Source organism: Micromonospora sp. KLBMP9576, from assembly GCF_050941805.1.
Classification (GTDB): Bacteria; Actinomycetota; Actinomycetes; order Mycobacteriales; family Micromonosporaceae; genus Micromonospora.
Genome location: NZ_CP194567.1, coordinates 2,512,208 through 2,535,241, shown reverse-complemented (window position 1 = coordinate 2,535,241; position 23,034 = coordinate 2,512,208). Strand labels below are relative to the sequence as shown.

General features: G+C 69.0%; 22 protein-coding genes. 12 read left to right on the top strand and 10 right to left on the bottom strand.

What is annotated here, in order from left to right:
- The first annotated feature begins 20 nt into the window (after window positions 1-20).
- The 7 genes from ACQ452_RS11380 to ACQ452_RS11350 all read left to right on the top strand — a co-directional run bounded on the left by ACQ452_RS11380 (window position 21) and on the right by ACQ452_RS11350 (window position 8,511).
- On the top strand, window positions 21-371 hold the full coding sequence (locus ACQ452_RS11380) for a hypothetical protein (RefSeq protein ID WP_433392953.1): 351 nt from the start codon (window positions 21-23) through the stop codon (window positions 369-371).
- Window positions 371-1,114, top strand: a complete 744-nt coding sequence (locus ACQ452_RS11375) for a hypothetical protein (RefSeq protein ID WP_433392951.1) — start codon at window positions 371-373, stop codon at window positions 1,112-1,114. The genes ACQ452_RS11380 and ACQ452_RS11375 overlap by 1 nt, the downstream gene beginning before the upstream one ends.
- Complete coding sequence (locus ACQ452_RS11370; protein WP_433392949.1) at window positions 1,111-2,445, top strand: hypothetical protein; 1,335 nt, start codon at window positions 1,111-1,113, stop codon at window positions 2,443-2,445. The genes ACQ452_RS11375 and ACQ452_RS11370 overlap by 4 nt, the downstream gene beginning before the upstream one ends.
- A gap of 5 nt (window positions 2,446-2,450) precedes the next feature.
- A complete protein-coding gene (locus ACQ452_RS11365; protein WP_433392948.1) occupies window positions 2,451-3,935 on the top strand; it encodes an SCO6880 family protein in 1,485 nt (494 codons plus the stop codon).
- A 27-nt stretch (window positions 3,936-3,962) separates the two neighbouring features.
- Window positions 3,963-5,396 carry a hypothetical protein gene (locus tag ACQ452_RS11360; RefSeq protein ID WP_433392946.1) on the top strand — a complete coding sequence of 478 codons (1,434 nt, stop codon included), beginning with the start codon at window positions 3,963-3,965 and terminating at the stop codon, window positions 5,394-5,396.
- Between the two features lie 53 nt (window positions 5,397-5,449).
- Window positions 5,450-7,213 (top strand): type IV secretory system conjugative DNA transfer family protein, encoded by a 1,764-nt coding sequence (locus ACQ452_RS11355; RefSeq protein WP_433392944.1) that lies wholly within the window; start codon window positions 5,450-5,452, stop codon window positions 7,211-7,213.
- Between the two features lie 83 nt (window positions 7,214-7,296).
- Entirely contained in the window at window positions 7,297-8,511 is a 1,215-nt protein-coding gene (locus tag ACQ452_RS11350) for a toprim domain-containing protein (RefSeq protein ID WP_433392942.1), read from the top strand.
- Window positions 8,512-8,716: 205 nt separating this feature from the next.
- Here the strand turns inward: ACQ452_RS11350 and ACQ452_RS11345 are convergent, their stop codons facing one another.
- The 8 genes from ACQ452_RS11345 to ACQ452_RS11310 all read right to left on the bottom strand — a co-directional run bounded on the left by ACQ452_RS11345 (window position 8,717) and on the right by ACQ452_RS11310 (window position 18,187).
- Window positions 8,717-9,778 (bottom strand): hypothetical protein, encoded by a 1,062-nt coding sequence (locus tag ACQ452_RS11345; RefSeq protein WP_433392940.1) that lies wholly within the window; start codon window positions 9,776-9,778, stop codon window positions 8,717-8,719.
- Between the two features lie 259 nt (window positions 9,779-10,037).
- A complete protein-coding gene (locus tag ACQ452_RS11340) occupies window positions 10,038-11,150 on the bottom strand; it encodes a hypothetical protein (RefSeq protein ID WP_433392939.1) in 1,113 nt (370 codons plus the stop codon).
- A 914-nt stretch (window positions 11,151-12,064) separates the two neighbouring features.
- A complete protein-coding gene (locus ACQ452_RS11335) occupies window positions 12,065-12,580 on the bottom strand; it encodes a DUF4913 domain-containing protein (protein WP_433392937.1) in 516 nt (171 codons plus the stop codon).
- Window positions 12,577-13,644: a hypothetical protein gene (locus ACQ452_RS11330; RefSeq protein WP_433392935.1), complete on the bottom strand. Its 1,068-nt coding sequence runs from the start codon at window positions 13,642-13,644 to the stop codon at window positions 12,577-12,579. Before ACQ452_RS11330 ends, ACQ452_RS11335 begins: the two co-directional genes overlap by 4 nt.
- 18 nt (window positions 13,645-13,662) lie before the next feature.
- Window positions 13,663-15,105, bottom strand: a complete 1,443-nt coding sequence (locus tag ACQ452_RS11325; protein WP_433392933.1) for a relaxase/mobilization nuclease domain-containing protein — start codon at window positions 15,103-15,105, stop codon at window positions 13,663-13,665.
- Complete coding sequence (locus ACQ452_RS11320) at window positions 15,102-15,521, bottom strand: hypothetical protein (RefSeq protein WP_433392931.1); 420 nt, start codon at window positions 15,519-15,521, stop codon at window positions 15,102-15,104. The genes ACQ452_RS11325 and ACQ452_RS11320 overlap by 4 nt, the downstream gene beginning before the upstream one ends.
- A gap of 424 nt (window positions 15,522-15,945) precedes the next feature.
- On the bottom strand, window positions 15,946-16,935 hold the full coding sequence (locus tag ACQ452_RS11315; RefSeq protein WP_433392929.1) for a phosphotransferase: 990 nt from the start codon (window positions 16,933-16,935) through the stop codon (window positions 15,946-15,948).
- Between the two features lie 367 nt (window positions 16,936-17,302).
- Complete coding sequence (locus tag ACQ452_RS11310) at window positions 17,303-18,187, bottom strand: hypothetical protein (protein ID WP_433392927.1); 885 nt, start codon at window positions 18,185-18,187, stop codon at window positions 17,303-17,305.
- 121 nt (window positions 18,188-18,308) lie between these two features.
- Here ACQ452_RS11310 and ACQ452_RS11305 point away from each other — a divergent pair, with 121 nt between their 5' ends.
- The 5 genes from ACQ452_RS11305 to ACQ452_RS11285 all read left to right on the top strand — a co-directional run bounded on the left by ACQ452_RS11305 (window position 18,309) and on the right by ACQ452_RS11285 (window position 21,139).
- Window positions 18,309-18,887, top strand: a complete 579-nt coding sequence (locus ACQ452_RS11305; protein ID WP_077938073.1) for a class I SAM-dependent methyltransferase — start codon at window positions 18,309-18,311, stop codon at window positions 18,885-18,887.
- 308 nt (window positions 18,888-19,195) lie between these two features.
- Window positions 19,196-19,510 carry a hypothetical protein gene (locus tag ACQ452_RS11300; RefSeq protein ID WP_425857791.1) on the top strand — a complete coding sequence of 105 codons (315 nt, stop codon included), beginning with the start codon at window positions 19,196-19,198 and terminating at the stop codon, window positions 19,508-19,510.
- A 100-nt stretch (window positions 19,511-19,610) separates the two neighbouring features.
- Window positions 19,611-19,826, top strand: a complete 216-nt coding sequence (locus ACQ452_RS11295; protein WP_433392925.1) for a hypothetical protein — start codon at window positions 19,611-19,613, stop codon at window positions 19,824-19,826.
- A gap of 309 nt (window positions 19,827-20,135) precedes the next feature.
- Window positions 20,136-20,486, top strand: a complete 351-nt coding sequence (locus ACQ452_RS11290) for a hypothetical protein (RefSeq protein WP_101409304.1) — start codon at window positions 20,136-20,138, stop codon at window positions 20,484-20,486.
- A complete protein-coding gene (locus tag ACQ452_RS11285) occupies window positions 20,486-21,139 on the top strand; it encodes a nucleotidyl transferase AbiEii/AbiGii toxin family protein (RefSeq protein WP_433392923.1) in 654 nt (217 codons plus the stop codon). The genes ACQ452_RS11290 and ACQ452_RS11285 overlap by 1 nt, the downstream gene beginning before the upstream one ends.
- A 196-nt stretch (window positions 21,140-21,335) precedes the next feature.
- Here ACQ452_RS11285 and ACQ452_RS11280 read toward each other — a convergent pair whose 3' ends face one another.
- A complete protein-coding gene (locus ACQ452_RS11280) occupies window positions 21,336-21,581 on the bottom strand; it encodes a helix-turn-helix domain-containing protein (protein ID WP_433392921.1) in 246 nt (81 codons plus the stop codon).
- 238 nt (window positions 21,582-21,819) lie between these two features.
- Window positions 21,820-22,968: a tyrosine-type recombinase/integrase gene (locus ACQ452_RS11275; RefSeq protein WP_433392919.1), complete on the bottom strand. Its 1,149-nt coding sequence runs from the start codon at window positions 22,966-22,968 to the stop codon at window positions 21,820-21,822.
- Window positions 22,969-23,034: the final 66 nt, after the last annotated feature.

Sequence of the window (23,034 nt, the reverse complement as noted above, 5' to 3'; positions counted from 1 at the left end):
ACGAGGCTGAGGAGACAACAGTGCTCGCTACCTTGCTCGCGTTCGCGGCCGACAACACCCAGGGGGCGGTCGACGTCCTGGCCGCGGCGCCCTCTCCGAGTGGCGCGCCCAAGCCGGTCGAGGTGCCCAATCCGGCCCCGGTCGCACCCGAGGGCCTGGACACCTTCGGCGACATGTTCCTGGGCTGGATGAAGTGGGTCCTCATGATCGGCGGGGTCGCTGGCCTGTTCGCCTCAGGGATCATGATGACCGTCGGTCGGCGCAATCGGTCCTCGCTGGCCGCCGACGGCGCGGCCGGCATCCCGTGGGTCCTCGGCGGTCTCACCCTCGGCTCCATGGGTGCCCTGGTTGTCAGCGCGGTGTTGCGGTAGTGACCTACGACGTCATCGACCGCGCCCGGCGCCGCACCCGCCGCTGGGCCGCCGCCGTCACCCTGGCGGCCGCAGCGGCGACTGCGCTCGGTGTCGCGGCCGTCGCCGTCATGCGCGACGGACCCACCGCCGCTGGACAGCAGGCGGGCGCCACTACCGCTACTCACGTTCCCGAGGCCGCCGCCCGAGCCGTGGTACTGCCTGCCGACCTCAAGTGGATGCCGGTCGCCGGAATCTCTCTGCCGGTGTCCGGGCAGGCCGGTCCGCTCGACACCAACGGCGGTGCAGCCCGCCGCTTCAGTCACGACGAGGCCGGCGCGGTTCTCGCCGCGGTGCACATCACGGTGCGCTGCGCCCCACAGCTCGGGCCGGGCGTGTTCGACCAGACCCTGCAGACGCAGGTCGTCGGCGCGGACGCGCCGGCGATGCGGTCGAAGGTCGGGCAGGACTACGTCCAGTTGCGCGCTAACGCCAACGTCCCGTACGGGCAGCCGGTCGGCCGCCTGGAGGCGGTACTGCGCGGATACCAGCTGACCAACTACAGCCAGCAGGCGGCGTCGGTGCGGCTCCTCACCGAGGCCCGTGACGCGCAGGGCAATCCCCTGCTGGCCGCCACGACCGTGCAGGTGCGGTGGACCGGCACGGACTGGGCGCTGCTCGCTCCGGCCGGCGGTGACTTCAGCACGGTGGTGTCGCGAGCGGGCAGCCCGGACGGCTTCCATCCCTTCATCCCTGGACGGTGATCATGTGTAACCCGTTTATGCCCGTGAGCTGCGCGGGCGTCTTCGCCGGTGCGGAAAGCAGCGTCAGCGAGAGGATCGGCGGCTCGGTCACCGACATGTTCCTCGGCGGGCTCGCGGGCTCGATGAACGACGCCATCAAGTGGGTCATCACCGTCATGGCGTCCTGGATCTTGGTGCCCTCCACGGATCTGTGCGCCGGTGACCCGAACCCTGCGGGCTGGCTCGCTGACTGCAACGCCGCTGGCGGCCCCGCTCAGCAGTTGCGGGGGTTTTTCCTGCCGATCACGGTCCTGGTCATGGTCGGTGGCCTGATCTGGCAGGGCATCACCATGGTCATCACCCGCAAGGGCGAGCCGATGCTGCAAGCCGTACGCGGGGTGTGGACCAGCGCGCTGTGGGGCGCCATCGGCATCGGTGGAACCCACCTCGCACTCAAGGCCTCGGATTCATACTCCCTGTGGATCTTGGACAGAGCCATCATCAACGGCTCCAACCGGCCGCCCCTCGACGCGCTCAGCGCGGCCCTGGGTTCCATGCTCCTACCGGCTGCCGGCGTGACACCCCTGGTGACGATCTTCATCGGCGGCCTGGTCTTCTTCCTCTCCGCTGTCCAGGCCATCCTGATGATCTTCCGCGAGGGCTCGGTGGTGATCCTCGCCGGCACTCTGCAGCTGGCGGCCACCGGCTCGATCATGCGCGGCACCAGCCGGTGGCTGGCGAAGGTCACCGGCTGGGGAATCGCGCTGATCGCGTTCAAGCCGGTCGCCATGACCGTGTATGCGACGGGCTACATCCTCACCGGCGGCAACGGGCGCAGCTTCCTCATGGGTCTCGCGGTGCTGGTGCTCTCCGTGGTCGCGCTCCCGACGATGATGAAGTTCTTCACCTGGACGACCGGCGCGATCGCCTCCGGCGGGGGCAGCGCCGGGATGGCCGCCGCCGGCGCTGCAGCGGGTTTGCACGCCGCGTCGTCGCTGCGCAGCGCCGGCGGGTCCAGCGCCGGCGAGCACGCCCGCTACCTCGACACGAGCCTGGGCGGTACGTCCAGCGGCGGACCGACCGGCACCGTCCCCGTCACGCCGACGGCAATGCCCCGTGCTGGGGCGTCAAGCGCCGCCGGCGCCGCTCCCGTCGGCGGCGCCGCAGGTGGCACTGCCGCCGCGGGCGGCGTTGCCGGGGGCGGCACGACGGCAGCCGCAGGAGCCGGCGCGGCCGCGACAGGGCCCGCGGCTCCCGTCGTCATGGGCGTCGTCATGGCAGCCCAAGCCGCTGGCAGCGCCGCCAAGTCCGCCGCCAACGCGGCCGCCTCCACTACCCAGGACAACAGGTGACCACCATGACCACTGACCAGCAGATCCGCACCTACGGTGGCTGGCGGCGCAGCCGCGGCATGGGCCTACTCGGCCTCGGCCCGGCACAGACCCTCACCGTGTTCGCGGCGATCACCTCGCTGCTGATCGCCGCGTCGATCAGCATGACCGCATTGGCGTGGGTAGCGGCTCCCGCCGTCGCCACCATCGCCCTGCTACTGCTGCGCTGGGACGGCGTACCGCTGGCCACCGGCATCATCCGGCGCGTCCGGTGGCTGATCGGCACCACCCGCGGCTACACCTCCTACCGGTCCGGGGTGATGGCCGTCGGTGAGAGCGCCTGGCAGCTGCCCGGTGTCCTCGCTCCGACCACCGTGCTCACGGTCGCCGACGAGGCCGGTGGCAACTACGGCGTCGTCTACAACCGACGGCTGGGCAGCATGACGGTGACGTTGCGCTGCGCCGCCACCTCCACCTGGCTCGCCGACCCGGACGCCACCGCGTCGTGGGTCGCGAACTGGGGAGGTTGGCTTGCCAACCTCGGCTACCTACCCACGGTCCAGCACATCGCGGTAACCGTCGACACCGCACCCGACCCTGGCTCCCGGTTGTCCGACTACGTCTCCGGCCGAATCATGCCGCACGGTCCCGCCGCCGCGAGGCGGATCCTGCAGCGCCTGGTGGAGGTGTCCCCCGCTGCCGCTGCCGACGTCGGAACCCGTGTCAGCATCACCTTCAATCCGGCGGCGTCTCCGACGAAACCGAAGGGCGTCGAGGAGGCACTGGCGGAGATCAGCCGCTCCCTGACCGGGCTGCAGGACTCGCTGGGCAGTTGCGGGCTGACGGTCCTTGGTCGGGCCACCGCCGACCAGGTCACCGCGATCGTGCGCACCGCCTACGATCCCGTCATCCGCGGTGACGTCGCTCGCCTGGGCGCGCGCGGCGGCGATCTGGCCCGGTGGTTGGACTGGGACTCCGCCGGCCCGGTCGCCGCCGAGGAACACGTCGACCGCTACGTCCATGACTCCGGCACATCGGTGACCTGGTCGATGCACGAGGCACCGCGGCAGTCGGTACACGCCGACGTTCTCGCGCGGCTGCTGGCGCCCGGCCCGTATCCGAAGCGGGTGAGCCTGATCTATCGGCCGCTGCCCGCTGGCGATGCGGCCCGTGTCGTGGAGGCGGAGGTCAACGCCGCGCAGTTCCGGCAGGCCTACCACCGGGCGCAGAAGCGGGACGAGTCCGCCCGCGACCTCGCCGACCGGGAACGCGCCAACCAGACCGCCCGCGAGGAGGCGGTGGGCGCCGGGGTCGGGCTGATGTCGCTGTTCTGCACCGTCACCGTCCTCAACCCCGAGGACCTCGGCAAGGCCGTCGCCGACGTCGAGTCACGCGCCGACATCGCGAAGATCAGATTCCGCCGGATGTGGGCGAGCCAGGCGGCGGGTTTCGCCACCACGCTGCCATGCGGTGTCTGTCCCCCGCAGCTGTCCCGCCACTGGCCCCGCTGACCACCGCCCCCACTGGAGGAAATCCCGATGGCACCCACCACCGCCGGTCTTGCCCCCGCATGGGGAGTACGCGCCCCGGGCGCCGGCCGCGCCAGCCACGTCGATCCCGGCATGGAATACCAGGGCACCACCGTCCAGATGGCTGGGCTGTATCCGTTCGTCGCCGGCTCCGGAGCACCGGCCCTCGGCACCCCGATCGGCCGACACATGCTGTGGGGCGAGGTCGTCTGCCTCGACCCCCTCGAATGGCTCCGCGCCGGCCTCATCACCAACCCCGGCATGTTCGTGCTCGGCCAGCCCGGCGTCGGCAAGAGCACCATCGTCAAGCGGCTGATCACCGGCATGACCGCCACCGGCACGCAGGCGCTCATCCTCGGCGACACCAAACCTGACTACACCCGCCTGGTCGAGCACCTCGGCGGGCAGGTCATTCGCATCGGCCGCGGTCTCGACCGCCTCAACCCCCTCGACTCCGGTCCCTTGGGTACGGCGATGAAGCGCATGGGCGCCGCGGAGGCCCGACAGCTGCGCCTGGAGATCCGCGGCCGCCGCATGTCGCTGCTGCTGGCCCTGTGCGCCCTCGTGCGGGGCAGGCAGATCGACAACCCGGAGGAGGTCGTCCTCGGGCGGGCGATCGACGTGCTCGCCGAACGGTCCGAAGCCGATCCGACCGTGCCTGACGTGCTTGCCCTCATCGAGGCCGGCAGTGACGAGCTGCGCACTGCGGCACGGGCCCGCAACGACGGGGAGTACCGCCGCCGCGTCGACGCGCTCGTGCCGACCCTCGCGCTGCTGTGCGAGGGCAGCCTCCGCGGCGTGTTCGACGGGCCTACCACCCGGCCCCTGGACCTGGACGCTCCGGCGGTCAGCGTCGACATCTCCCGTGTCGCCGCCGCCGGCGACCAGCTCGTCGCGGCCGCGATGCTGTGCGTGTGGGGCTACGGCTTCGGGATGGTGGATGCGGCCGCCGTGCTCGCCGAGCAGGGTCTCGCCCCGCGCCGGCAGTACCTCGGGGTGATGGACGAGCTGTGGCGGGCCCTACGCGGTGCGTCCGGGCTGGTCGAGCACGCTGACGCGCTGACCCGTCTGAACCGGCAGCGTGGGATGGCCTCGGTCATGGTCACCCACTCGCTGGCAGACCTCGACGCCCTGCCCACAGAGGAGGACCGCGCCAAGGCGCAGGGCTTCATCGAACGGTCCGCCATCAAGATCCTGGCCGGGCTGCCGCCCCGGGAACTGGCCCGGGTCAACGAGGTCATCCGCCTGTCCGGGCCGGAGCGGGATCTGGTGTCGTCGTGGGCGGCGCCGGAAGCGTGGTTCGCCGGCAGCGTGCACCCTGGCCGTGGCAAGTATCTGGTCAAGACCGGTGAACGGCCCGGCCTCCCGGTGGCGCTGTCGCTGGTCGGTGAGGAGTGGGAGCTCTACGACACCGACAGCGCGATCCGGCAGGCGCAGCCGTGAGCACCCAGCCCGTCGAACCGCGCGGCAACGCCGGAGGGCTACAGACCCCGTTCATGGTGCTCGGCCTGGCTTGGGGGGCCATCGTCTTGGTGTGGCTGTCTTGGCTCGCTGGGCGGATCGCCGCAACGGTTACCGGTAACGCGGCCGGGCCACGCTTCGGCGGTCCGTTCGTGCAGGCGCTGTTCGCAGCCGATTGGGCCACCTTGTTCCCGGGCGTGCCGCCGCCGCTGGTAGCGGTGATCTACGCCGTCATCCTGGCGGTCACGGTGGCTGCGGTAACGGCAGGTTGGCTGTGGTGGCAGGGCCGCCGGCCGCCGGCGGACGACCCGCTGCCGTCGCTGGCTACCCCGTCGGAGGTGCGCCCGATGACGTTGCCGGAGGTCGCCCAGCGGGCGCGTCGGCTGCGCCCCAGCCTCGCCCACGTGCCGGCGAAGGCGATCGAACCGGGCTCGGCGGGGCTGATGTTGGGCGGGCACCGACGTCGACGTGGCAGCGGCGCGATCCTGTATGCCTCCTGGGAGGACGTCCTGGTGGCGCTGATGGCGCCCCGGGCCGGCAAGACCACTGCGCTGGCGGTCCCGGCGGTGATCAACGCGCCAGGTCCGGTCGTCGCTACCAGCAACAAAGCGGATCTGTGGGCAGTCACCGCCGCGCACCGCGCCGAGCACGGCAGGGTCTGGGTGTTCGACCCACAGGCCATCACCCACGAACAACAGAGTTGGTGGTGGAACCCGCTGGAAGCCGTCGGCGGGGTCGAGGACGCTCAACGACTGGCCGACCACTTCGTTCAGCAGATTCGCAACGGCCGCGGCGGCGACGACTTCTGGATCCTCGGCGCCTTGGACCTGCTGACCTCCCTGATCCTGGCGGCCGCGCTCGACGGGGGCACGCTCACGTCGGTGCAACGGTGGCTGTCGGACTCCACCGCGCGGGAGCCCGGCGAGATCCTCCAGACCCACGGGTACGCCGCGTCCGCGCGGGCCCTGGCGGGCCGGCAGGCCGGCGCGCCGGAGACCCGCGAAGGCCTGTACGAGACGGCACGGACCGCAGCCGCCTGCTTGGCCAACCCGCAGATCATGGCCTGGGTCACCCCGCCACAGCATCGGGTGTTGCCGGTCCTCGACGTGCGGACGTTCCCCGGCAGCGCAGACACCATGTACCTGCTCAGCAAGGACGGCGCCGGTAACGCTGCCCCGCTCGTCGCCGGGCTGGCCGACCAGCTGCTCCGTGAGGCGGTGCGCACCGCCGAGCTGCGCGGCGGCCGACTCGACCCGCCCCTGGTCGCGGTGCTGGACGAGGCCGCGAACATCTGCAAGATCCGCGACCTCCCTGACCTGTACTCGCACCTGGGCAGCCGGGGAGTGATCCCGCTGACGATCCTGCAGTCATACCGGCAGGGCGCCCGAGTCTGGGGCGACAAGGGCATGGACACCCTCTGGTCGGCGGCCACAGCGAAACTCGTGGGCGCAGGCATCGACGACGCGAAGTTCGCCGAGGACCTGTCCCGTCTCGTCGGCGACCATGACATCACCGTGGCCTCCCGCACCCGCGACGGTCGGGGCGGCACCTCCTGGCAGACGTCGGTACGGCGCCAGCGCATCCTCGACGCCGCCCAAATTCGCGCCATGCCCAAGGGCACCGCGCTACTGCTGGCCACCGGCATCCGGGCCGTCATGCTGGACTTGCGGCCCTGGTACACCGGGCCACTGGCCGCAGAGCTCAACGCAGCGGCAACCGCCGCCGAGGCACGGATCACCGCCAACGCCAACCGGAACCACCACGGGATGACGCGTCCTGAGGAGGCGACCACGTCGTGATGGCCTCCCCTGACCCAGTCCGAGCGGGCAACACCGGCCGGGAGCACGACCTCCGGTGACTCCTTGCCGCCAACGAAGCCGCGGTGGCCTGGTTCCGCGGCCAGCTCGCCGCCACCGAGGAGCCGCGCCGCTACCTGACCAGCCGCGCCCTGGGCACCCTGGTCGACAGGGAATGGCCCTGGCGGGTTGGCTACGCGCCACGGACCTGGACGGCCTTGACCGATCACCTGAGGGGAATGGACTTCTCTCCCGAGGACCTTGTGGTCGCGGGGCTATCCAAACCCACCCGCGACAGCCCGGACCGGTTGATCGATGTGTTCCGGGATCGGATCGTCTTTCCCATCCGCGATCCCGACGGACACGTCGTGGCGTTCATCGGCCGTGCCAGCAACCGATCCCTCGCCGCCGACCCGCAGCTTCCCAAGTACCTCAACACTCATGAGTCGCCCCTCTACCGCAAGGACAAGCTGCTCTTCGGCGAGGCTGAGCAGCAGGACCGCATCTGGGCCGGCTGGCGGCCGGTACTCGTCGAAGGGCCCGCGGACACGATCGCCATCTGGCTCTCGTACTCTCGCTCCGGCTTTCCCGGGGCGGTCGCGGTCGCACCGTGCGGCACGGCCTTCGGCGCGGCCCAGGCCGCCATCCTCCGTTCGATGCCTGGATGCCGCGACGCGATCGTGGTGGCCTTCGATGGCGACCCGGCCGGACGCAGGGCCGCCGATGCCGCGTTCGCACTGCTACGACGCCCGGGCGGGCAGGGCAGGCTGCTCGCCGCCGAGTTCGCGGCCGGCGCTGACCCGGCCGACCTGCTCGCCCGGCCCAACGGTCGCGCGCAGCTGCGCGCGGCGCTGCGACACCAGACCCGGCCGCTGGCCTTCGCCGTCGTCGACCACCACCTCGACCGCCTGCTCGGCCGCAGCCCGCAGCTGCTCGACGACATTGGGGGTCGCTACGAGGCGGCGCGGATCCTCTCACCCCGAGTGCTCGACACGGCAGACCCTGGTGAGGGGTACCGGCTGGCGCAGCACATCGTCGAGAGGACCCGGATCGCCGAGCGGTCCCACGACGGTATCGGCACGGTGATGACCTACGCCGCGGACGGTCTACTGCACCGGATCGGTGACTTCCCCGCAGGACTCGAAAGCGGTCCTGCTGCCTCAAACGCTGGTCGCCCCCCGCCCGCTGAAGGGTTTCCGGTGCTGCGATCCGTACCCGCCGCTCCTCGGACGCCTGCCGGCCCCTCTCGGCCTGGACCGCCGTATGTTAGTCAGCGCGGCCCACGTCAGCGGCACGGCTGAGCAGGCATAAGGGGGCGAGACGCGATTCCGCTCGCCCCCTTTCCGATCCTGCCAGCGGCCGCTACCGCGCAGATCGCCGCGTAAAGGGACGGCGCCTCGATGAAGGGGCTAAGGTCCGGTACCGCCCCGCGCCACCCCGCCGCTTCGAAGTGCGGCCCCAGTGTAGGGAGCACACCACGTGTCCAGACCCCGCTACGTGCTCGGCTTACGCTGGGGGCGTGACTAGGAACGCCACGGTCGGGTCGGCGTCGTCAGCCCACGCAAGTGTGGGAAGGTCAGCTCCCGTTAGGCCGCCGAGTTCAAGCGCTGCCTGGCCTGACAGGTGGGCTGAGTTGATCGACTGGCCGTTGGCGACGGCAGCATAGAACTGTGCAGCGTAGGTGATGGCATCGCCGTCGTCGATTTCGTCTGCCATGCCGATTGCAAAAGGAGCGACCCGAGCAACCAAGTCGTCGATTTGAGAAGCTGAGTGGCAGGAGTTGAGTACCACAAGCAATGGGGGGTCGTCGGTTGCTCTAACTGCAGCGGCGAAGGCATTGGCGGTAACGATGACGCCTTCGTGGTGTTCGTCTCGCTCGTCCTCAAACACGATCAGGTTATGGTGGCTGTGGCCTGAGAAGTGCACGACGTGTGGTCGGAACCTTGTGATGCCGTCAAGCAGGTCGGCGGTGGTGGCAGCCGGTCGGACATCGAGTTCGACCAGATCACGATGCAACGCCGACTCCACGGCTGCTCGGATGCGCTTCTGCTCGCGCCCGACGCGGAGGTCCCCCTCGGACGCAGCACCGAGGATCAGGACGCGCAGCCTCTCCGGCTTGGGGGGTCGCATCTGGCGGGCAGTTGCCGCCACAGCAAGTTCGGTTTCGCTCATCCGACGCTCCAGTCCAGCGCGGTCAGCGGCAGCCCTGCGCTCGGCCTGCTGCTGCTCGCGCCTGCGACGACGTTCAGCAGCATCCGCTTCGGATTTCTCCGCCCGGGCGATTTGGCCTTGCAACGCGAGCTCTTCCCTTGCATACCGGGACGCCTTGTCGTGCCACCGGCCGGCCTCCTTGCCGGCAGCAGCGGCCTCACTCTCACGGCGTTCCGCCTCGCGGAGCTTACTCTGAACCATACTGATGCTCTTGGTCCTAGCCGCCGCCGCGCGAGCCCTCGCCGCCTCAGTCCGCTTCTGTGTCTCCTTGCTGCGATACTCGCCGGCCTTCTTCTCGGCCTCGATCCGCTGCTTGCGCTTGCGGTCCAACTGTCCTCGGTACTGGCTGGAACTCACAGCCGGCCTCCTTGTGCCGCTTCCTTATCTGGCGACGGTACGGCATAGCACCGACAAGGCGGCATGTTGTAGGCAGAGGATGACGTGTCCACTTAATCGCACGGTTGACAAACATACTTCTTCCGAATCCGCAGTCGGGGCAGGTCGAGGGCTGCTGCGCCGGAATGACTCTCGCTGCCCACCCTTGCGCCGACTTCAATGCTTCCTATTGTCTAGCGGCACCGCCTCAGCGTGGTTCCACTACGATCGCAATCGACGCTCAACTTTTCTCTGCCCCCGCGATCCGTCTGAGCGCTACATCGAGCGCCTCCGCCGACCACCAGGCATCGCTTCTCGAGTTCATTCCTGACGAACTCCGCATTTGGTTACCCTCAAAGAACTTTCTCCATGCGGCGAGGCGGTCCTCGAGCAGCATGTGCTCCATTAGTGATTGCCAGGTCAACGTATGGGAGACGCTAGCGTCAAAAGTCAGTTCAGGGTAATCGATCCATTGCTCCAGCTTTTTTACAAGAAACTCTGCTAGCTCTGGTTGTGTAGTTGCGAAATCATGACCGTCGCGGAGCAGGGCTCGGGCATAGCAAGCAAGCGTTGCCAAATCCTTTGTCCGACGCAGCCGGTTTAGGTGTGGTCCTCGATACTCGCCGGCTGGTGTGACATACAGGGCTCCCTGCCTGTTGAGCAGGAGCAACTCTGAAGAGGCCTTGGTGTTCAGCGCCTCGTTCGCGGAACTGACTCGATCAACGAGATCATTTGTAAGAAAGCTGGAGTCCTTTGCGCCTATCAACAAGGCAGTGAGATCTGGCCTCAAGGAGTCGATTGTCTGATCAAAATCTTCCGGGCGTTGAGGTAGACGAATTGCCATGACGAAATATGGATCGTAGCGGCCGTGATCGGCCGAATGTTTTCGGTCTCCTGACGCAAGATTGCGAACTTTGCGGACCAAGCCATCCACCGCCGACACGCTCTTGGCCGTTCGCAGCGCAGCAATTTTCCTCAGGAAAGATCGTAGGTCTGCCCGGAACGGGGAGGCTGCCCGTGCGGCAATGTGTGTGATGAGCACATCGCCAGGGAATAGGTCGGCCGACACAGAGGTGACGCTGCCGCTAATGCCCTCCACCAAGTCGATTTCGGGGTACGGAGTGCGTGCAACCTCATTAGGGAGAATTTCTCGGGAAGCTAGCTGATGGAAGCCGTCGCGCGGTCTTATCGCATGCGGGACGATCCACAGCTTTTCCGGCAGGTCATATTGACGGAGTAGGGCGACGTGGGGTTGGACTGAGAAGTATCGCCTCAGGGCAGGGTCGCTACTCCGCAAGCCCGGCACTGGCTGCACGGCCAGCCAATGGACTTCTACGGTGATGATCTCACTCAAGTGGCGCGACGAGGGCTCGCACCCCGCCCACAGCCCATGGCCAAGAGCCACGAGTGCAGTCACCTACGTGATCACGCCGTGCAGGTTCCTAGACTAACGCACGCTACGGCCATAGTGGAGGGCAAGGACGCCCCCCACTGAACCGCCGACAGCGAGAGTTCCGATGCTGCAACCGGGAGCCTGCGGCACCGAGCCTGGCGGGCGTGGCGGCGTCGACCAGGACTTTCGTCTGCAAAAGACTGCCCATGTCGCCGAGGGTGGCTCGACTGCCGGCGCCGATGCGGATCCGCGCCCTTTGGGTAGCGGGCGTCTGCCCGGGAGGGACGTGGTTGGCCAGGATGTCGCATGCGGTTGCCAGCTGCAGCGCCGCGGTGGCCAGGTGCTGCCCGGTCCTCCCTGCCGTCCGCTGTAGGACGTCAGGAACGCTGCCGGATGAGGCGATAGCAACGCGCATCCCTTGGAGTATGCGTGCGCCAGTCGTTGCCTTGCCGTCGGGTCAGCGCCGCTGCGGCCACTCCGGAGTGCACGGTGTAGTCGCCGCGCGGGAGGTGGAGCAGCCTGGTTGGCCTGATCATCTGCCGGTAGACGCGGCTCCGCTCAACGAGCGCGCCGAGGATGTCGTCGGCGCCGGGCCGGCGGCACGTCGAGCACCATCAGTGCTGCTTCCGGGTACAGCCGCTCGCTGACGTCGAGAGCGGTCAGTGCCACGGCGCTCCAGCCTGGCCCGGGCCGCCAACTCGGCGGCTATTTCGCCGACCAGGAGCAGTGCTGCATGGTCGGCGAGATTCTCAGCGAGAGTTGCGCTTCGGACGTCAGTGGTGGCGGTGTGAAGGGTCGCGATGAAATCCGTGTCGGAAAGATTCACGCTGCACTCCTCTCTGTCGAGCCCGCGGGGCAAGTTTCAGATTTCGTGCCTACTCGGTATCCCACCAGTCCCACCACTGCTCTGGCGCTTGCTCGAGGGGGGCAACAGTGGGCGCCTTGTGTCGGGCAGTGCTGCCGTCGATGCCGGGGGCGCAGGAGCGGAATGGCCCGTCGGGGCCGAGCAGCATCGGCAGGTGGTGGTCCAGTTCGCGTAGCCAGCCGAGCATGCCGGTCATTTCCAGCCGGGCGTGTTCCCAGCCGTACCACAAGGCGGTCAGCCGGGTGACGGCTTCGTCGTGGCGCCACCACTGCTCGCACCAGTGCCACCGCACCAGCCCGACCTCGCCGACCGGTCGGGGATATCCCGGTAGGAGGTAGTCGCGGACCCACTCCTCGACGGTCGCGTACAGCGGTGGTTGTCCCTCCCCGCCGCTGGCCGCGCGGTCGGCGACAACCTGCTGAAGTTCGGCGACCTGCCTGGTCAACAGCGCTACCTGGGCTATGAGGTCCTCTGGCGCCCCGTCCACCTCGTCGAAGGAGAGCCTTGAGGTTTCCTCGGGGGTCATCGGGTCACCGCACGGGCCCGCTTCGGTACCACGGTCGCCGGTCGCTTGGCGGCCACGACGGGGTCCACCTTTCCGCCGACGACCAGCGGGGCGAAAGTCCTGCCCAGGCGACGCTGCTGCGCGCCGGCCTCGTCGTGGCTGGCCAAGCCATAGTGCTCTGCAGCCACAACTTGTCCCTCGTTGTGCTCGTCGCCTGCGGTGCGCGGGTGGTCCGGCGTCCCGGCGACGGCGCGGCCCTGCGCCCGATCCTCGTCCGCGCGTGCCAGCAGGTCGCGTTTGATGGCATCGGCGACCACCGGCGTCAGTACGCCTGCCTTGCGGGCCTCACTCACGTACTGGCGTGCCAGTCCGAGGCTGTCCGCCGCTGGCGCCCGGCCGCTGGCGCGCAGGTCACGCTGTAGTCGATCCAGCGCCTCGGGGCTGACGTCGGCGAGCAGCCGTCCTGCTTCAGCGCGTACGGCGGCGTCCAGGTCGTTGAGGGCCTGCCCACCAGCGGGTAGCGCCTTCCCGTTTGCGCCGGCGCGCAGCTTCGGGCCCTCGGGGCCACCGTGCGGTCGCGCCGGCCTGCCGCTGGCGCCGGCCCTCGTCGCTTCGCTCTCCCAGACCTCGTGGGCTGCGGCGCGGGCGGCGTCGGGGGCGGACTTTCCAGCTGCCCGCTGCCGGTCGTACGCGGCCCGCCACTGCGGGTGCAGCTCGCCCAGGCGGTCCAGTGCGAGCCCCGCGAGCTTCTGCGCGACAGGGTCACCAGCGGCGGCGTGCACCGTCGCGGTACGCCATAGCTGGGTCACCTCGGTGAGGGTGGCGTCTTTCAGCCACGCGCCGTCGACTCGGCGGGCGAGTCGCTCCCGGTCGGCGCGGACGGAGTCGCCGAGCCGGTCGGCCTCGCGGCTGGCCGCTTCGGCGGCCCGCTCCCGGCCGGCGGCGCGTTCCTCCTCGGCGGCCTTGCGCTGGATGCCCACTGCGGCGAAGCGGGCGACGGCTTCGCTGAGGGTGGAAACGACGCCGAAGAACTGTATCGCCTTCTGTCTGGCCTCGTCGACCGGGTCATCGTGCTGCGGTTGCATCGTTTTGGGCTCCTTCCGTTACCGAGCCCGCGGGGCGTGGCGGGCATTGTCCACTGTTGGGCTGGGCGTTGCCGCCACCGTGAGCGGCGTCGTTACCGGCGGCTGTCCGCCGGCGGCGAAGGCCCGGAGTTGCTGGGCTGCGTCCCGGGCTGCCTTCGCCTGGTGCAGCCGTTGCTGAGCGGTGCGGAGGTACTCAAGCGCGTCGGCAAGCCGGGCCATATCGAGCACCAGCGCCATCGCGGCGACCGAGTCCTCGTCTCCGGCGATACGGCCCATGAGCGCCACCTGCCGCGACATCGCTCGTAGCTCGTACGAGCGGAACGTCGTGCGCGCGGTCCGTGCGTACATGTCGCGCGCGGCGCGGTCGAACACCTCCGCCGCCCGGTGCAACGGCCCACGCAGGCTGCCTTCCCTCGCGTACGCCAGGCTGGTGAGCACGTCGGCTGCGGCGGTAGCGGTGGCCTGGGCGGTCGCGGGGTCCTCGCGGGCGCTGCGGCGGATCTCTTCCGCCGCCGCCTGGGTGACGCTGGCGGCGTCGCGTAGGGCTTGGGCGCGGGCCGTGACCCGACCTCCCGACGGTGGGCCGACGGCCGGCGGCGGGTCGCCCCACCGGCGGCGCAGCTTCGGCAGGGTCAGGTCCGGAGCGAGGCGCCCACCGGAGAACCACACCGGTTGCCCGTCACCGGTGCCCGCGCCAGGCAGGGCGACGGCGTAGCCGGTGATCTCATCGGCGTTGACGGTGCTGCAACGCACTCTGATCAGCACCCCTGCCTCCCGCAGCCGGTCGAGGAACTCCAGCTCGCTGCCGGCGACGGCGACGGCGGTGCGGACCCGCCGTCGCAACTCGTCGCGAGGGGTGTCGCTCCAGCCCTTGCGGCGGGCCTTGTTGACCTCCACCGGGTGTGGCCTCCGGTGTGCGGTTCGGTCGGCCGGGGGTACCTGCCTGCGCAGGCCGTAGCGGCGGGCGACGTTGTATGTGGCCTTCACGCACTTGGGGTAGTCGTTGCGGGCCCAGTTCGTGCGGCCGTCTTCGCGCACGAGAGTGGCGACGATATGGACGTGGTCGTCGTTGTGCCGCACCACCACCCACCGCAGGCCCGGGTCATCCGCTTGCGTGGCGAGCCCCGCTTCGGTGAGCATCTCCCGGGCCATACGCCCCCAGATGCCGTCGGTAAGCACCCGATCGCGGTCCTCCGGCGCCAGGCGCATCGAGCAATGCCACACGGGCTTCGCCGGCGCACGGATCCCCGCGCGCACCGGCTCCTCCAGGAGAGCGGTCAACCTCCGGAAGTCCCGCTTACCCGAGGCGGTGATCTCCGGCTCCAGATCGGCCAGCTCCCCGGCACCGTCCCACGCCGCGACCAACCGAGGGTTGACGTGCTCCTCCTGCTTCCCGGGCCCGTAGAGGTAGCGCAGCAACCCACCGACGCGGCAGCCGCGACGGTGGACGCGCGAAATCACCGCAACCGCCGGTCAATCAGTGCCGTCACCTGGTCGAGGCGGACGACGGCGTGCACGCACAACTGCACCGCCTCGACAGCCCAGCCGGGCAAATCCCCGGTCGCATTCGCGGCCGCCGCAGCCTGGTTGACGTTGGAGCCGAACATGTTCACCGCACGGCGGGCAGCGAACAGTTCTCGCTGCAACTCCCGCAGGTCACCGAACAGGCCCGTGGCCGGCTCTTCTGCGCGCGCTGCGCCGACCACCACCTGCGCCGTGTATCCCGCTGGCGTAAGACCGGCTCGCCGGGCCGCCTCAGCGACCAGAGCGCTCTCCTTGTCCGAAAGCCGAGGATAGATCCGGTGGGGCCGGCCGGGGCTGAGGTGCTCCCGGTGCCGGGCCTGGCCAGAGGCGCTGACATTGCCTTCGGTGCTCACGGCAACGAGCCTTACGCCTGGCCGTTAACGCCCCGGTGAGCGGAACCGTTACCGGCGCTGGCCAGCGGCCGGACCTTGGGACCCGGGCGGCCTGATGGCTGCAGCACCGGGCGGCGATAGCCGCATGGACGACGCGGTCGACGACATAGGCGGGCGGGGAAGGCGGATCCGGCGTGCTGGTCGGCGTCCGGGGTGCAGGCACCGAACAGGTCGAGGGTGAGTTGGCGTGGCTGCTGCAGCGCGTGCATGACCTTTCCCGCCACACGAGGGGCGTAGCGCAGGCAGTTGTTGCAGGGCCCCGCGTGCTGGCAGCCGGGCAGCCGGACCTGTCGGCTCGCGCCCCATAGCTCCAGGCCAATGATCAGGGCGTTGACCAGCGGCTCGCAAAGTAGTTCCGGACGGTGCGAGCTGCGATCGTCCGGAACTACTTTGCGGTTTCCTGGCTCAGCTGACTCAAGGCCGACGGTCCCCACCCGGTCGGGTCGTCGCCAGGCGGCACCATCGCCAGGGCCTGCCAGAGCAGGAGGATGTTCAACCAGCCCGCCTCGGCCGGGGTCAGCGGACGCTCGGACTGGTAGCCAGTAAGGAATTCTGCGCGGACTTCGGCCGACACTGGCCCCCAGTTGTGGTAACGGGTGCCGAGCAGGACCGCCGCGCGGGCTAGCTCGACGATTCGGTGATCATGCTGGGCCTCCTCGAAGTCGAGGATCGCGACGACCTCGCCGCGGGCCCACAAGATGTTGGCGGAGCGGATATCGAAATGGACGAGTTGGTGAGGAAGCCGGTCGGGCGGTGCGCTGGTGACCAGCCCGCGCAGCGTGTCACGAGCGGCCATCGGCAGATGGTCGGCGCGGGAGTCGAGCCAGTCGGTGATCCGGGCCGTCAACGGCTTGAACGAAACGGCGGAGGCGAGAAGGTGATCGGCGTCCGGGTATGCGGCCAGCGCGTCCTGCAATTGGGCGAGTATGAGTCCGGCCGCCCGCACCTGGTTGAGATCAGCGGTGTCGAGGAGGTCGCCCACGATCTCGCGCTGCAGGCCCATCGAGACACGGTCGACCTCGACCTGGAGGCGGCCTTCTCGTGCGGGAACCGGCGGCGAAACCGGTAGCCCTCGGCCGTCGAGCCAGCTCGTGAGACGCGCCGTCTCCATCAAACGCGGAAAACGCTCGGGCACTACCGACCATTTCGCGAGCAGTCGGCCGGACGGCGTGCCGACCCAAGCTATCGCGTTGCCCCCGCTCATGACGATTCGCTCGCAGGAGTCGATGCGAACGCCCCAGTGCTCCTTCAGCATCGCGGCGACCCAGCGGCCGGCCGACTCTGAATCGCCGAAGCCGAACCGTTCGTCGAGCGCGTGGCGAGGGTCGCGCGGCTCCCACAGCATCTCCAACATCGGCGCCTGCGATTCGATCATGCGCCGTATCCCATCACAGGGCCGGCGGATGCCGCTCGCCCGGCGCCGTCAGGCGACCACTCGAGTAACCATCCAGGTGGCGGGCTGCGCGGGCGGCATACGCGTGCCAGTAGATGCCGATCTTCTATCGTCCGGGGCGGGCAGAGTCGAAATCATCCCCGGCGCGCGGTGTCGATGGTGAGGTCGGCGCGATCGCGGGTGCCGTCGGTTCTGAAGAAGTCGTCTTCCTCGATCATCCACGTCCGCCAGAGTTGCTCGGCAACGGCGAAGGAACGTGTCCCGTCCGGCGGAAAGTGGCACTGGTGTCGGTGCCTGAGCTGCGGTTGTGCCAGGTCCGCGCGGACAAGATCAGGTTAGTCGTCCGGATCTACTTGGCACTGTGGGCGATGAGTGCGTCCAGCAGCTGCGACAGGCTGAGGCGTGGGTGGTGTTCGGGCTCGGGTTGGTAGTCGAGCGGCAGGTCGTGGTTGGTGGGCCGGTCGGCGTAGTTCGGTAGCGCCCAGCTCGGAACATGGCGGTGCTTGTTGAACTCCTTGTTGGCTTTCTTGGCGAGGGTCTCGTCGGAGGTGGCGTGGTTGACCGGGACGCCGTCGAAGGTGACCCGGCGGGTCTGCGGGAACGTGCGGTTGGGCACGACGACATCCGGCAGGCCGGCCATCGCCCGCAGCCAACGGTCCGTTTCGTACCCGGTCCACTCCTGGGTGACGGGCCAGTTATGGGGGACGGGCTCAGGTCCGATCTGCCGGCTGATGTCGGCGGTGATGGTGAGCCGGTGCTCCGCGGAGGTCAGCGCCCGGCGGGCAACGGCCCGCCACGTAGGCGAGCAGAACAGCCGCGCAAGGTTGACGATCTCGGGGTAGAACGCGGCGAGGAACACCGAGGTGTTGAACCGGGTGCGGGTAGGGATGAGCAGGTCGATGCGTTCCTGCCAACTGCGGCGTCCGGGAACGTCGATACGTTGCTGAAACCGCCGGTCGACGCAGACGGCGATGGAGACGTCGAACGCGTTGAAGACGTGCCGCCAGCCTCGGCGGCGCAGCAGCCGGGTGTGCCGTCGCTGCGCGGTGACGAGTTCGGGGACCAGCCGCGCGAGCTGTCGAGGACGCAGGTCCGGGATGGTGGGGACCGGCGGGCCGATCCAGTAGCCGTGGCGGGTGCAGACGAACTCGTGGTGGGCGAAGAACCGGACGACCGGCCCGCCCGGGTGCCGTGCGGTGCAGACGGGGCAGGCCCGTTGGGGAAGGTGACGCAACTCCCGCCAGCGCGCGGACGTGCCACCTCAACCCGGACGTGTACTGGGTTCGGGGCGGAACGCGGGCAGACTTTAGAGTGGCGCCGTGAGCAACCAGCCGGTCCGCGACGCCTACTCGCACATGTCCGAGCAGTACATCGCCCTGTTCGATGGTGACTGGCAGGCCCACGTGGATGACACGGCCCTTGTCCGAGACCACCTCGTCGGCTTGGACGGCGCCGTGCTCGATCTCGGTTGCGGCCCCGGGCATTGGAGCGCCTACCTGCATTCGCTCGGCGCCAACGTGACCGGCGTCGACTTGGTACCTGAGTTCATCGGCTACGCCCGGACCCACTTTCCCGGGCCGGCGTTCCAGCTCGGATCAATGACGGACCTGGACCTTCCCGACCACTCGGTGGCCGGCATCCTCTCCTGGTACTCGACCATCCACCTACCGCCATCGGAGCTGGATGCGGTACTCGCCGAGTTCCGCCGGATGCTGCCTCCTTCCGGGAACCTGGTGATCGGCTTCTTCGACAGCGACGACGATGTGGCCGCGTTCGACCACAAGGTCCACACGGCATACCGCTGGCCCGTAGACACATTCTCTGCCCGCCTGGCAAAGGCTGGTTTCACCGAACTTCAGCGCTTGCAGCAGCAGTCCCCGGACCGCCCGGACCGCAAGTACGCGGCCATTGCCGCAACAGTCGCCGCGCCGTAGTGCCCGATCGGCACACAGCTGACTGCCGGTCGAGACCAAATACACGCACACTCATCGGGAAGCCTGTCAACTCGCCGAGAACCCGCTAACCTCGCTGAGACCGGACAGCACCGTACCGGACGTGCCACCTCAACCCGGACAGTGCCAACCTCGTGCCAAGTCATACCGGACGGTGCCAACTCAACGCGGACGGGACAGAACGGTCGCGAAGACTGCATCGGATGAAACCCGCCACGGTCGGAGCAAGATATGGCCATTGGCCGCCAATCTCGACCGGGCGCGGTCGAGGGCACCCGGCGGGGTGGTGGTTGGCCCACGCGGAGCTGGACGCGGTACGCGCCATCAAGCGCAGCGGCGAGGTCGAGGACACCGTCGAGCCGTCCGTCGCTGGCGCCGGGGACGCACAGCCGATACGCGAGGTGCGGGTCGAGCCGTTCCTAGTCGCCCGGCACCCGCTGACAGTGGCGCAGGTCCGGTATTGGCTGCCCGAGCACGAGGACCCGTACGCCCAGGCGGACACTTGCACGGCGCGGCTCGAAGACGACCTGCTCAAGCTGTTGCCGTTCCGGCTGCCCAGCGAGGCGCAGTGGGATACGAGGCTCGGGCCGGCACCACCACGCTGACCTTCCGCGGTGACGGGAACCCGGCGAGGACTATCTGCTCGACGACTTTGGCGACGAGACGCGGACGGCCGCCGGGGAGAACGCGTTCGGGCTGGCGGCGATGGGATCGGCGAACGAGCTCTGCGCCGACGTGCGGATCCGCGGGTTGGCAGACGCACGGCCACGGCCCGGTGACGGGCCCCGGACCGTACGTGGCGGAGCCGCCAACGTCTACCCATGGCAGGGCTGCGACGAGTGGCTGCTGCTCTCCGCCACCCGGTACGAGCACGCCCAGTTCACGACGGTTCGTCCGGTCGCACCGCTGCCACTCGGTTGAAAGCCGTCTCAACACGGATCCCGAGGTGCTCAAGGATCAGTTCTTCCTGTTCACCGCCGCCCGCAGGCTCCGTGGCATCGACGGGCAGCGCTGAGGGTTGATCGTGCCACGACAGCAGCGCTGGCTGACCGGCCCCTCGCTGTCCCTATGGCAGAGGCTGCGCGGCCATGATTAGCGAGTCGGTGCCGTGGCGGCGGTCGCGATGCCGACGAGCCGAGGCGGAGCCAATGACCGACCGCCGTTGATGGGCGTCCCGGTTTGCATCGGCAGCATCCCGCCTTTACCCGTTCGAGGCGCTACCCTCGACGCATGGGCGCCACTTCGACCCGTTCCGCCCGGCGGTATCAAGCCCGGCCGGGACGTTCCGCCGTGGTCGTAGACGATCTTGCCGCCCTGCACGGGCCGACCAGCGGTGTCGTGGAGCTGCCACACCGGCTGCTCTGGCGGCCAGACCGCAGCGTCAACCTGGACCAGGAATGGGCGCGCAACGCCCTGTACGAGGTCGTGCTGACCGAAGCGGTGCGGGTTGATGAACTCTGCGCCTGGCTCGACGGTCCGACCCTGATCCGGGTCTGGAACGACCTCTACCTGCCGCGGGGTGTGCGCCACGCATGGGAGGACCGGCATGCGGTGCTGCGCCAGATCTCGGCCGCAGCCTGATGCCTCACCCTGACCCAGAACACGTCGAGGTCGCGCGGGTCGCGCTCTCCGTAGCCAAGCAGCACGGACTTGCCCTCGGCGGTGGACTGGCCTTGCTCCTGCACGGAGTCGTCGACCGGCCGACCGAAGACGTCGACGCCTTCACCGACCGCGCCGACGGAGTCGCCCCAGCGACCGAGGCCGTGGAGACGGCATTGCTCGAAGCTGGTTTCCAGGTAACACGGGTCGCCGACGACAGCGAGCTGTCGGCAATGATCTACGGCATTGACGACCACATGACGGAATGGGAGATCCAACGGGGCAACAAGGTGGTCCGGCTGAGCCTGTCCTGTCAGGCGCGACTCCATGCTCCGGTGGTGATGGATGTCGGCCCGGTCATGGACCTGGCCGACCTGCTCGCCTGGAAAGTCACCGCGCTCGTGGGACGCGCCCGCGAGCGTGACTACGTCGATGTGGCCGCAGTGCTTGACCAGTACACACCGGCCCAGCTGCTGGCCATGGCCCGCCGCGTTGACCCCGGACTTGAGGCAGAGGACGTTCCAGTGGTAGGTCGGCGCCTGGACAGGATGCCCGACGAGGCATTTGTGCCGTACCAGCTCACTCGCGCCGACGTGGTACAGCTACGGCGACGCTTCGCAGCCTGGCCCCGCTGATCGATCGGGCTCACCAAGGGGCAGGAGCTCATCGGCGCTGCCCCAGCGCTCTAGACCGTAACGACTCACACGGCTGACCGACGGCGCGCCGGCTCACACCGTGCGCACCGTCGGTCCTTTGTTTTGTCGGCGCACCAGCCCGGTCGGTCCCGGGCTTCCCTGTCTCAGGCTCTGAGCCTGGCTAGCGGCAGGTCGGCTACTCGATGGCAAGCAGCTTGAGGATCGCCGGTACGGGCACGAGGTACCGCCGGCCAACGCGCAGAAGGCGTACCGGGAATTCATTGGTCCTGGCCAGCTCGTAGGCCTTGGTGCGCCCGATTCCCAGGATCGCTCCAGCGGTCTCCACGTCGGTGGTGACGCCGAGCTCCCGCACCGTCTCGATCGTCCAGACCTGGTTTAGCGCCTGGCCCGGCTTGCGTCCGCCAGTTGTGGTCGTTGACATCGTCCGCCGCCCTCCCCTGAGGTCGTGAGCACGCCGATACCGGCGTCAGCCCTCACGATGCGATCATCCGGTTACTCGGCGCGTTGCCGAGTGAGAGCAACCGCCACGGGTAACGGCAACGGCCACAGCCGCTGGCTACCGTGCCGATGCCCGAGCTGACGGTCGGACATCGGGCTCCCTCACCGGCAACCTCCGCAGCCAGAAGTACTGCGGTCGGGCGTGACCCAGCGTCTTCGGTCTAGCTATTCCGCGGCGACCAGGTCGCTGCGTCGCCGAGTACTGCCTCCATGAGCTCCGCGGCCTTCCGTTCGCTCTCCGGCAGTACGTGGGTGTAGACCTCACGCGTCGTCCGGCTGTCAGCGTGACCAAGCCGCCGCTGCATCACGTGCTCGGGAACACCGGCGTCAGCGCCGGTGGTAGCGGAGGTGTGCCGCGCGTCGTGCAACGCGATCACGGGCACCCCAGCATCCGCGCACGCCTTCGCCCACTGGTCGGTGAAGTACTTCGGGTAGTACGGCTCCCCGTCCTCGCGGCAGAATAGGTAACCGCCGTCGTGGTACAGGACCCCAGCTTCGGTCTTTTCCACGGCCTGACGCTCCCGGTGGGCGAGCAGTTCCGCTACCAGGGCCGGCCCGAGCGCTACCGCCCTCTTACTCTTGCCCTTGGGCGCCTTCTCCACCACCCCGTTGCTGGTCGTCGTGCGTTGCCAGTGCAGCAGCAGCACGCCGCGATCAAGATCGACGCGCGGCCATTTGAGACCAGCCAGCTCCCCACGCCTGGCACCGACGACGATCGCCAGCACCCACGCGGCACGCAGCCGGTGGTCGGCGTGGTACTTGAGGAACTTCGCCGACTGCGCCGGCGTCCAGACGCCCTTGCGCCCCATCGTCTCCCGCTCGGCCTGCCGGGGCTGCCGTACGCCCTCGACGTTGACCCCGAGGTCGGCCAGCGCCTTCATCATGATCCGGTGCACGATGCGGACGGTGGTCGGCGACAGCGGCCCGCCGTTCTTGCCGCCGCTCTTCAGCAGCTTCTTGTAGAGGTCGTGAAGGACACGCTTGTCGAGAGCGTAGAGCTGCCGACCGCCGATGTGCGGGACCACGTAGCAGCGGATGACGTCCCGGTAGTTGCTGAGGGTCGTCTCTTGGACGTCCAGCTCGCGCTCGTTGAGCCAGCTCTCCAGCTCGGCGGCGACGCTGCCGTCCGCGCCGAGGTCCGCTCCGCCGTACGCGGCACGTGCCTGTTCCTCCGCCTTGAGGGCAGCGGACTGGTTGGGGAACCCCTGCCGCTTGTGCTGGCGGCGGCGCCCGTTGGTGTCGGGCGGGAGGTCGATGATGAAGAACCAGCGGGTCTGGCCGTTGGCGAGGCGGTAGCTGTAGACAGCCACGGGGCTGCACCTCCGCAGTAACGGGATCGGGGGATGCAGCCCACGTTAAGCGATCTCCGTTACCGC

What these genes read in the sequence shown, in the direction of transcription:
- ACQ452_RS11365 (WP_433392948.1), top strand. Translation starts at nt 2,451, where the DNA reads ATGACCACTGACCAGCAGATCCGCACCTACGGTGGCTGGCGGCGCAGC.
- ACQ452_RS11360 (WP_433392946.1), top strand. Translation starts at nt 3,963, where the DNA reads ATGGCACCCACCACCGCCGGTCTTGCCCCCGCATGGGGAGTACGCGCC.
- ACQ452_RS11355 (WP_433392944.1), top strand. Translation starts at nt 5,450, where the DNA reads ATGGTGCTCGGCCTGGCTTGGGGGGCCATCGTCTTGGTGTGGCTGTCT.
- ACQ452_RS11335 (WP_433392937.1), bottom strand. Translation starts at nt 12,580, where the DNA reads ATGACCCCCGAGGAAACCTCAAGGCTCTCCTTCGACGAGGTGGACGGG.
- ACQ452_RS11330 (WP_433392935.1), bottom strand. Translation starts at nt 13,644, where the DNA reads ATGCAACCGCAGCACGATGACCCGGTCGACGAGGCCAGACAGAAGGCG.
- ACQ452_RS11315 (WP_433392929.1), bottom strand. Translation starts at nt 16,935, where the DNA reads ATGATCGAATCGCAGGCGCCGATGTTGGAGATGCTGTGGGAGCCGCGC.
- ACQ452_RS11305 (WP_077938073.1), top strand. Translation starts at nt 18,309, where the DNA reads ATGTCCGAGCAGTACATCGCCCTGTTCGATGGTGACTGGCAGGCCCAC.
- ACQ452_RS11295 (WP_433392925.1), top strand. Translation starts at nt 19,611, where the DNA reads ATGGGATCGGCGAACGAGCTCTGCGCCGACGTGCGGATCCGCGGGTTG.
- ACQ452_RS11290 (WP_101409304.1), top strand. Translation starts at nt 20,136, where the DNA reads ATGGGCGCCACTTCGACCCGTTCCGCCCGGCGGTATCAAGCCCGGCCG.
- ACQ452_RS11285 (WP_433392923.1), top strand. Translation starts at nt 20,486, where the DNA reads ATGCCTCACCCTGACCCAGAACACGTCGAGGTCGCGCGGGTCGCGCTC.
- ACQ452_RS11280 (WP_433392921.1), bottom strand. Translation starts at nt 21,581, where the DNA reads ATGTCAACGACCACAACTGGCGGACGCAAGCCGGGCCAGGCGCTAAAC.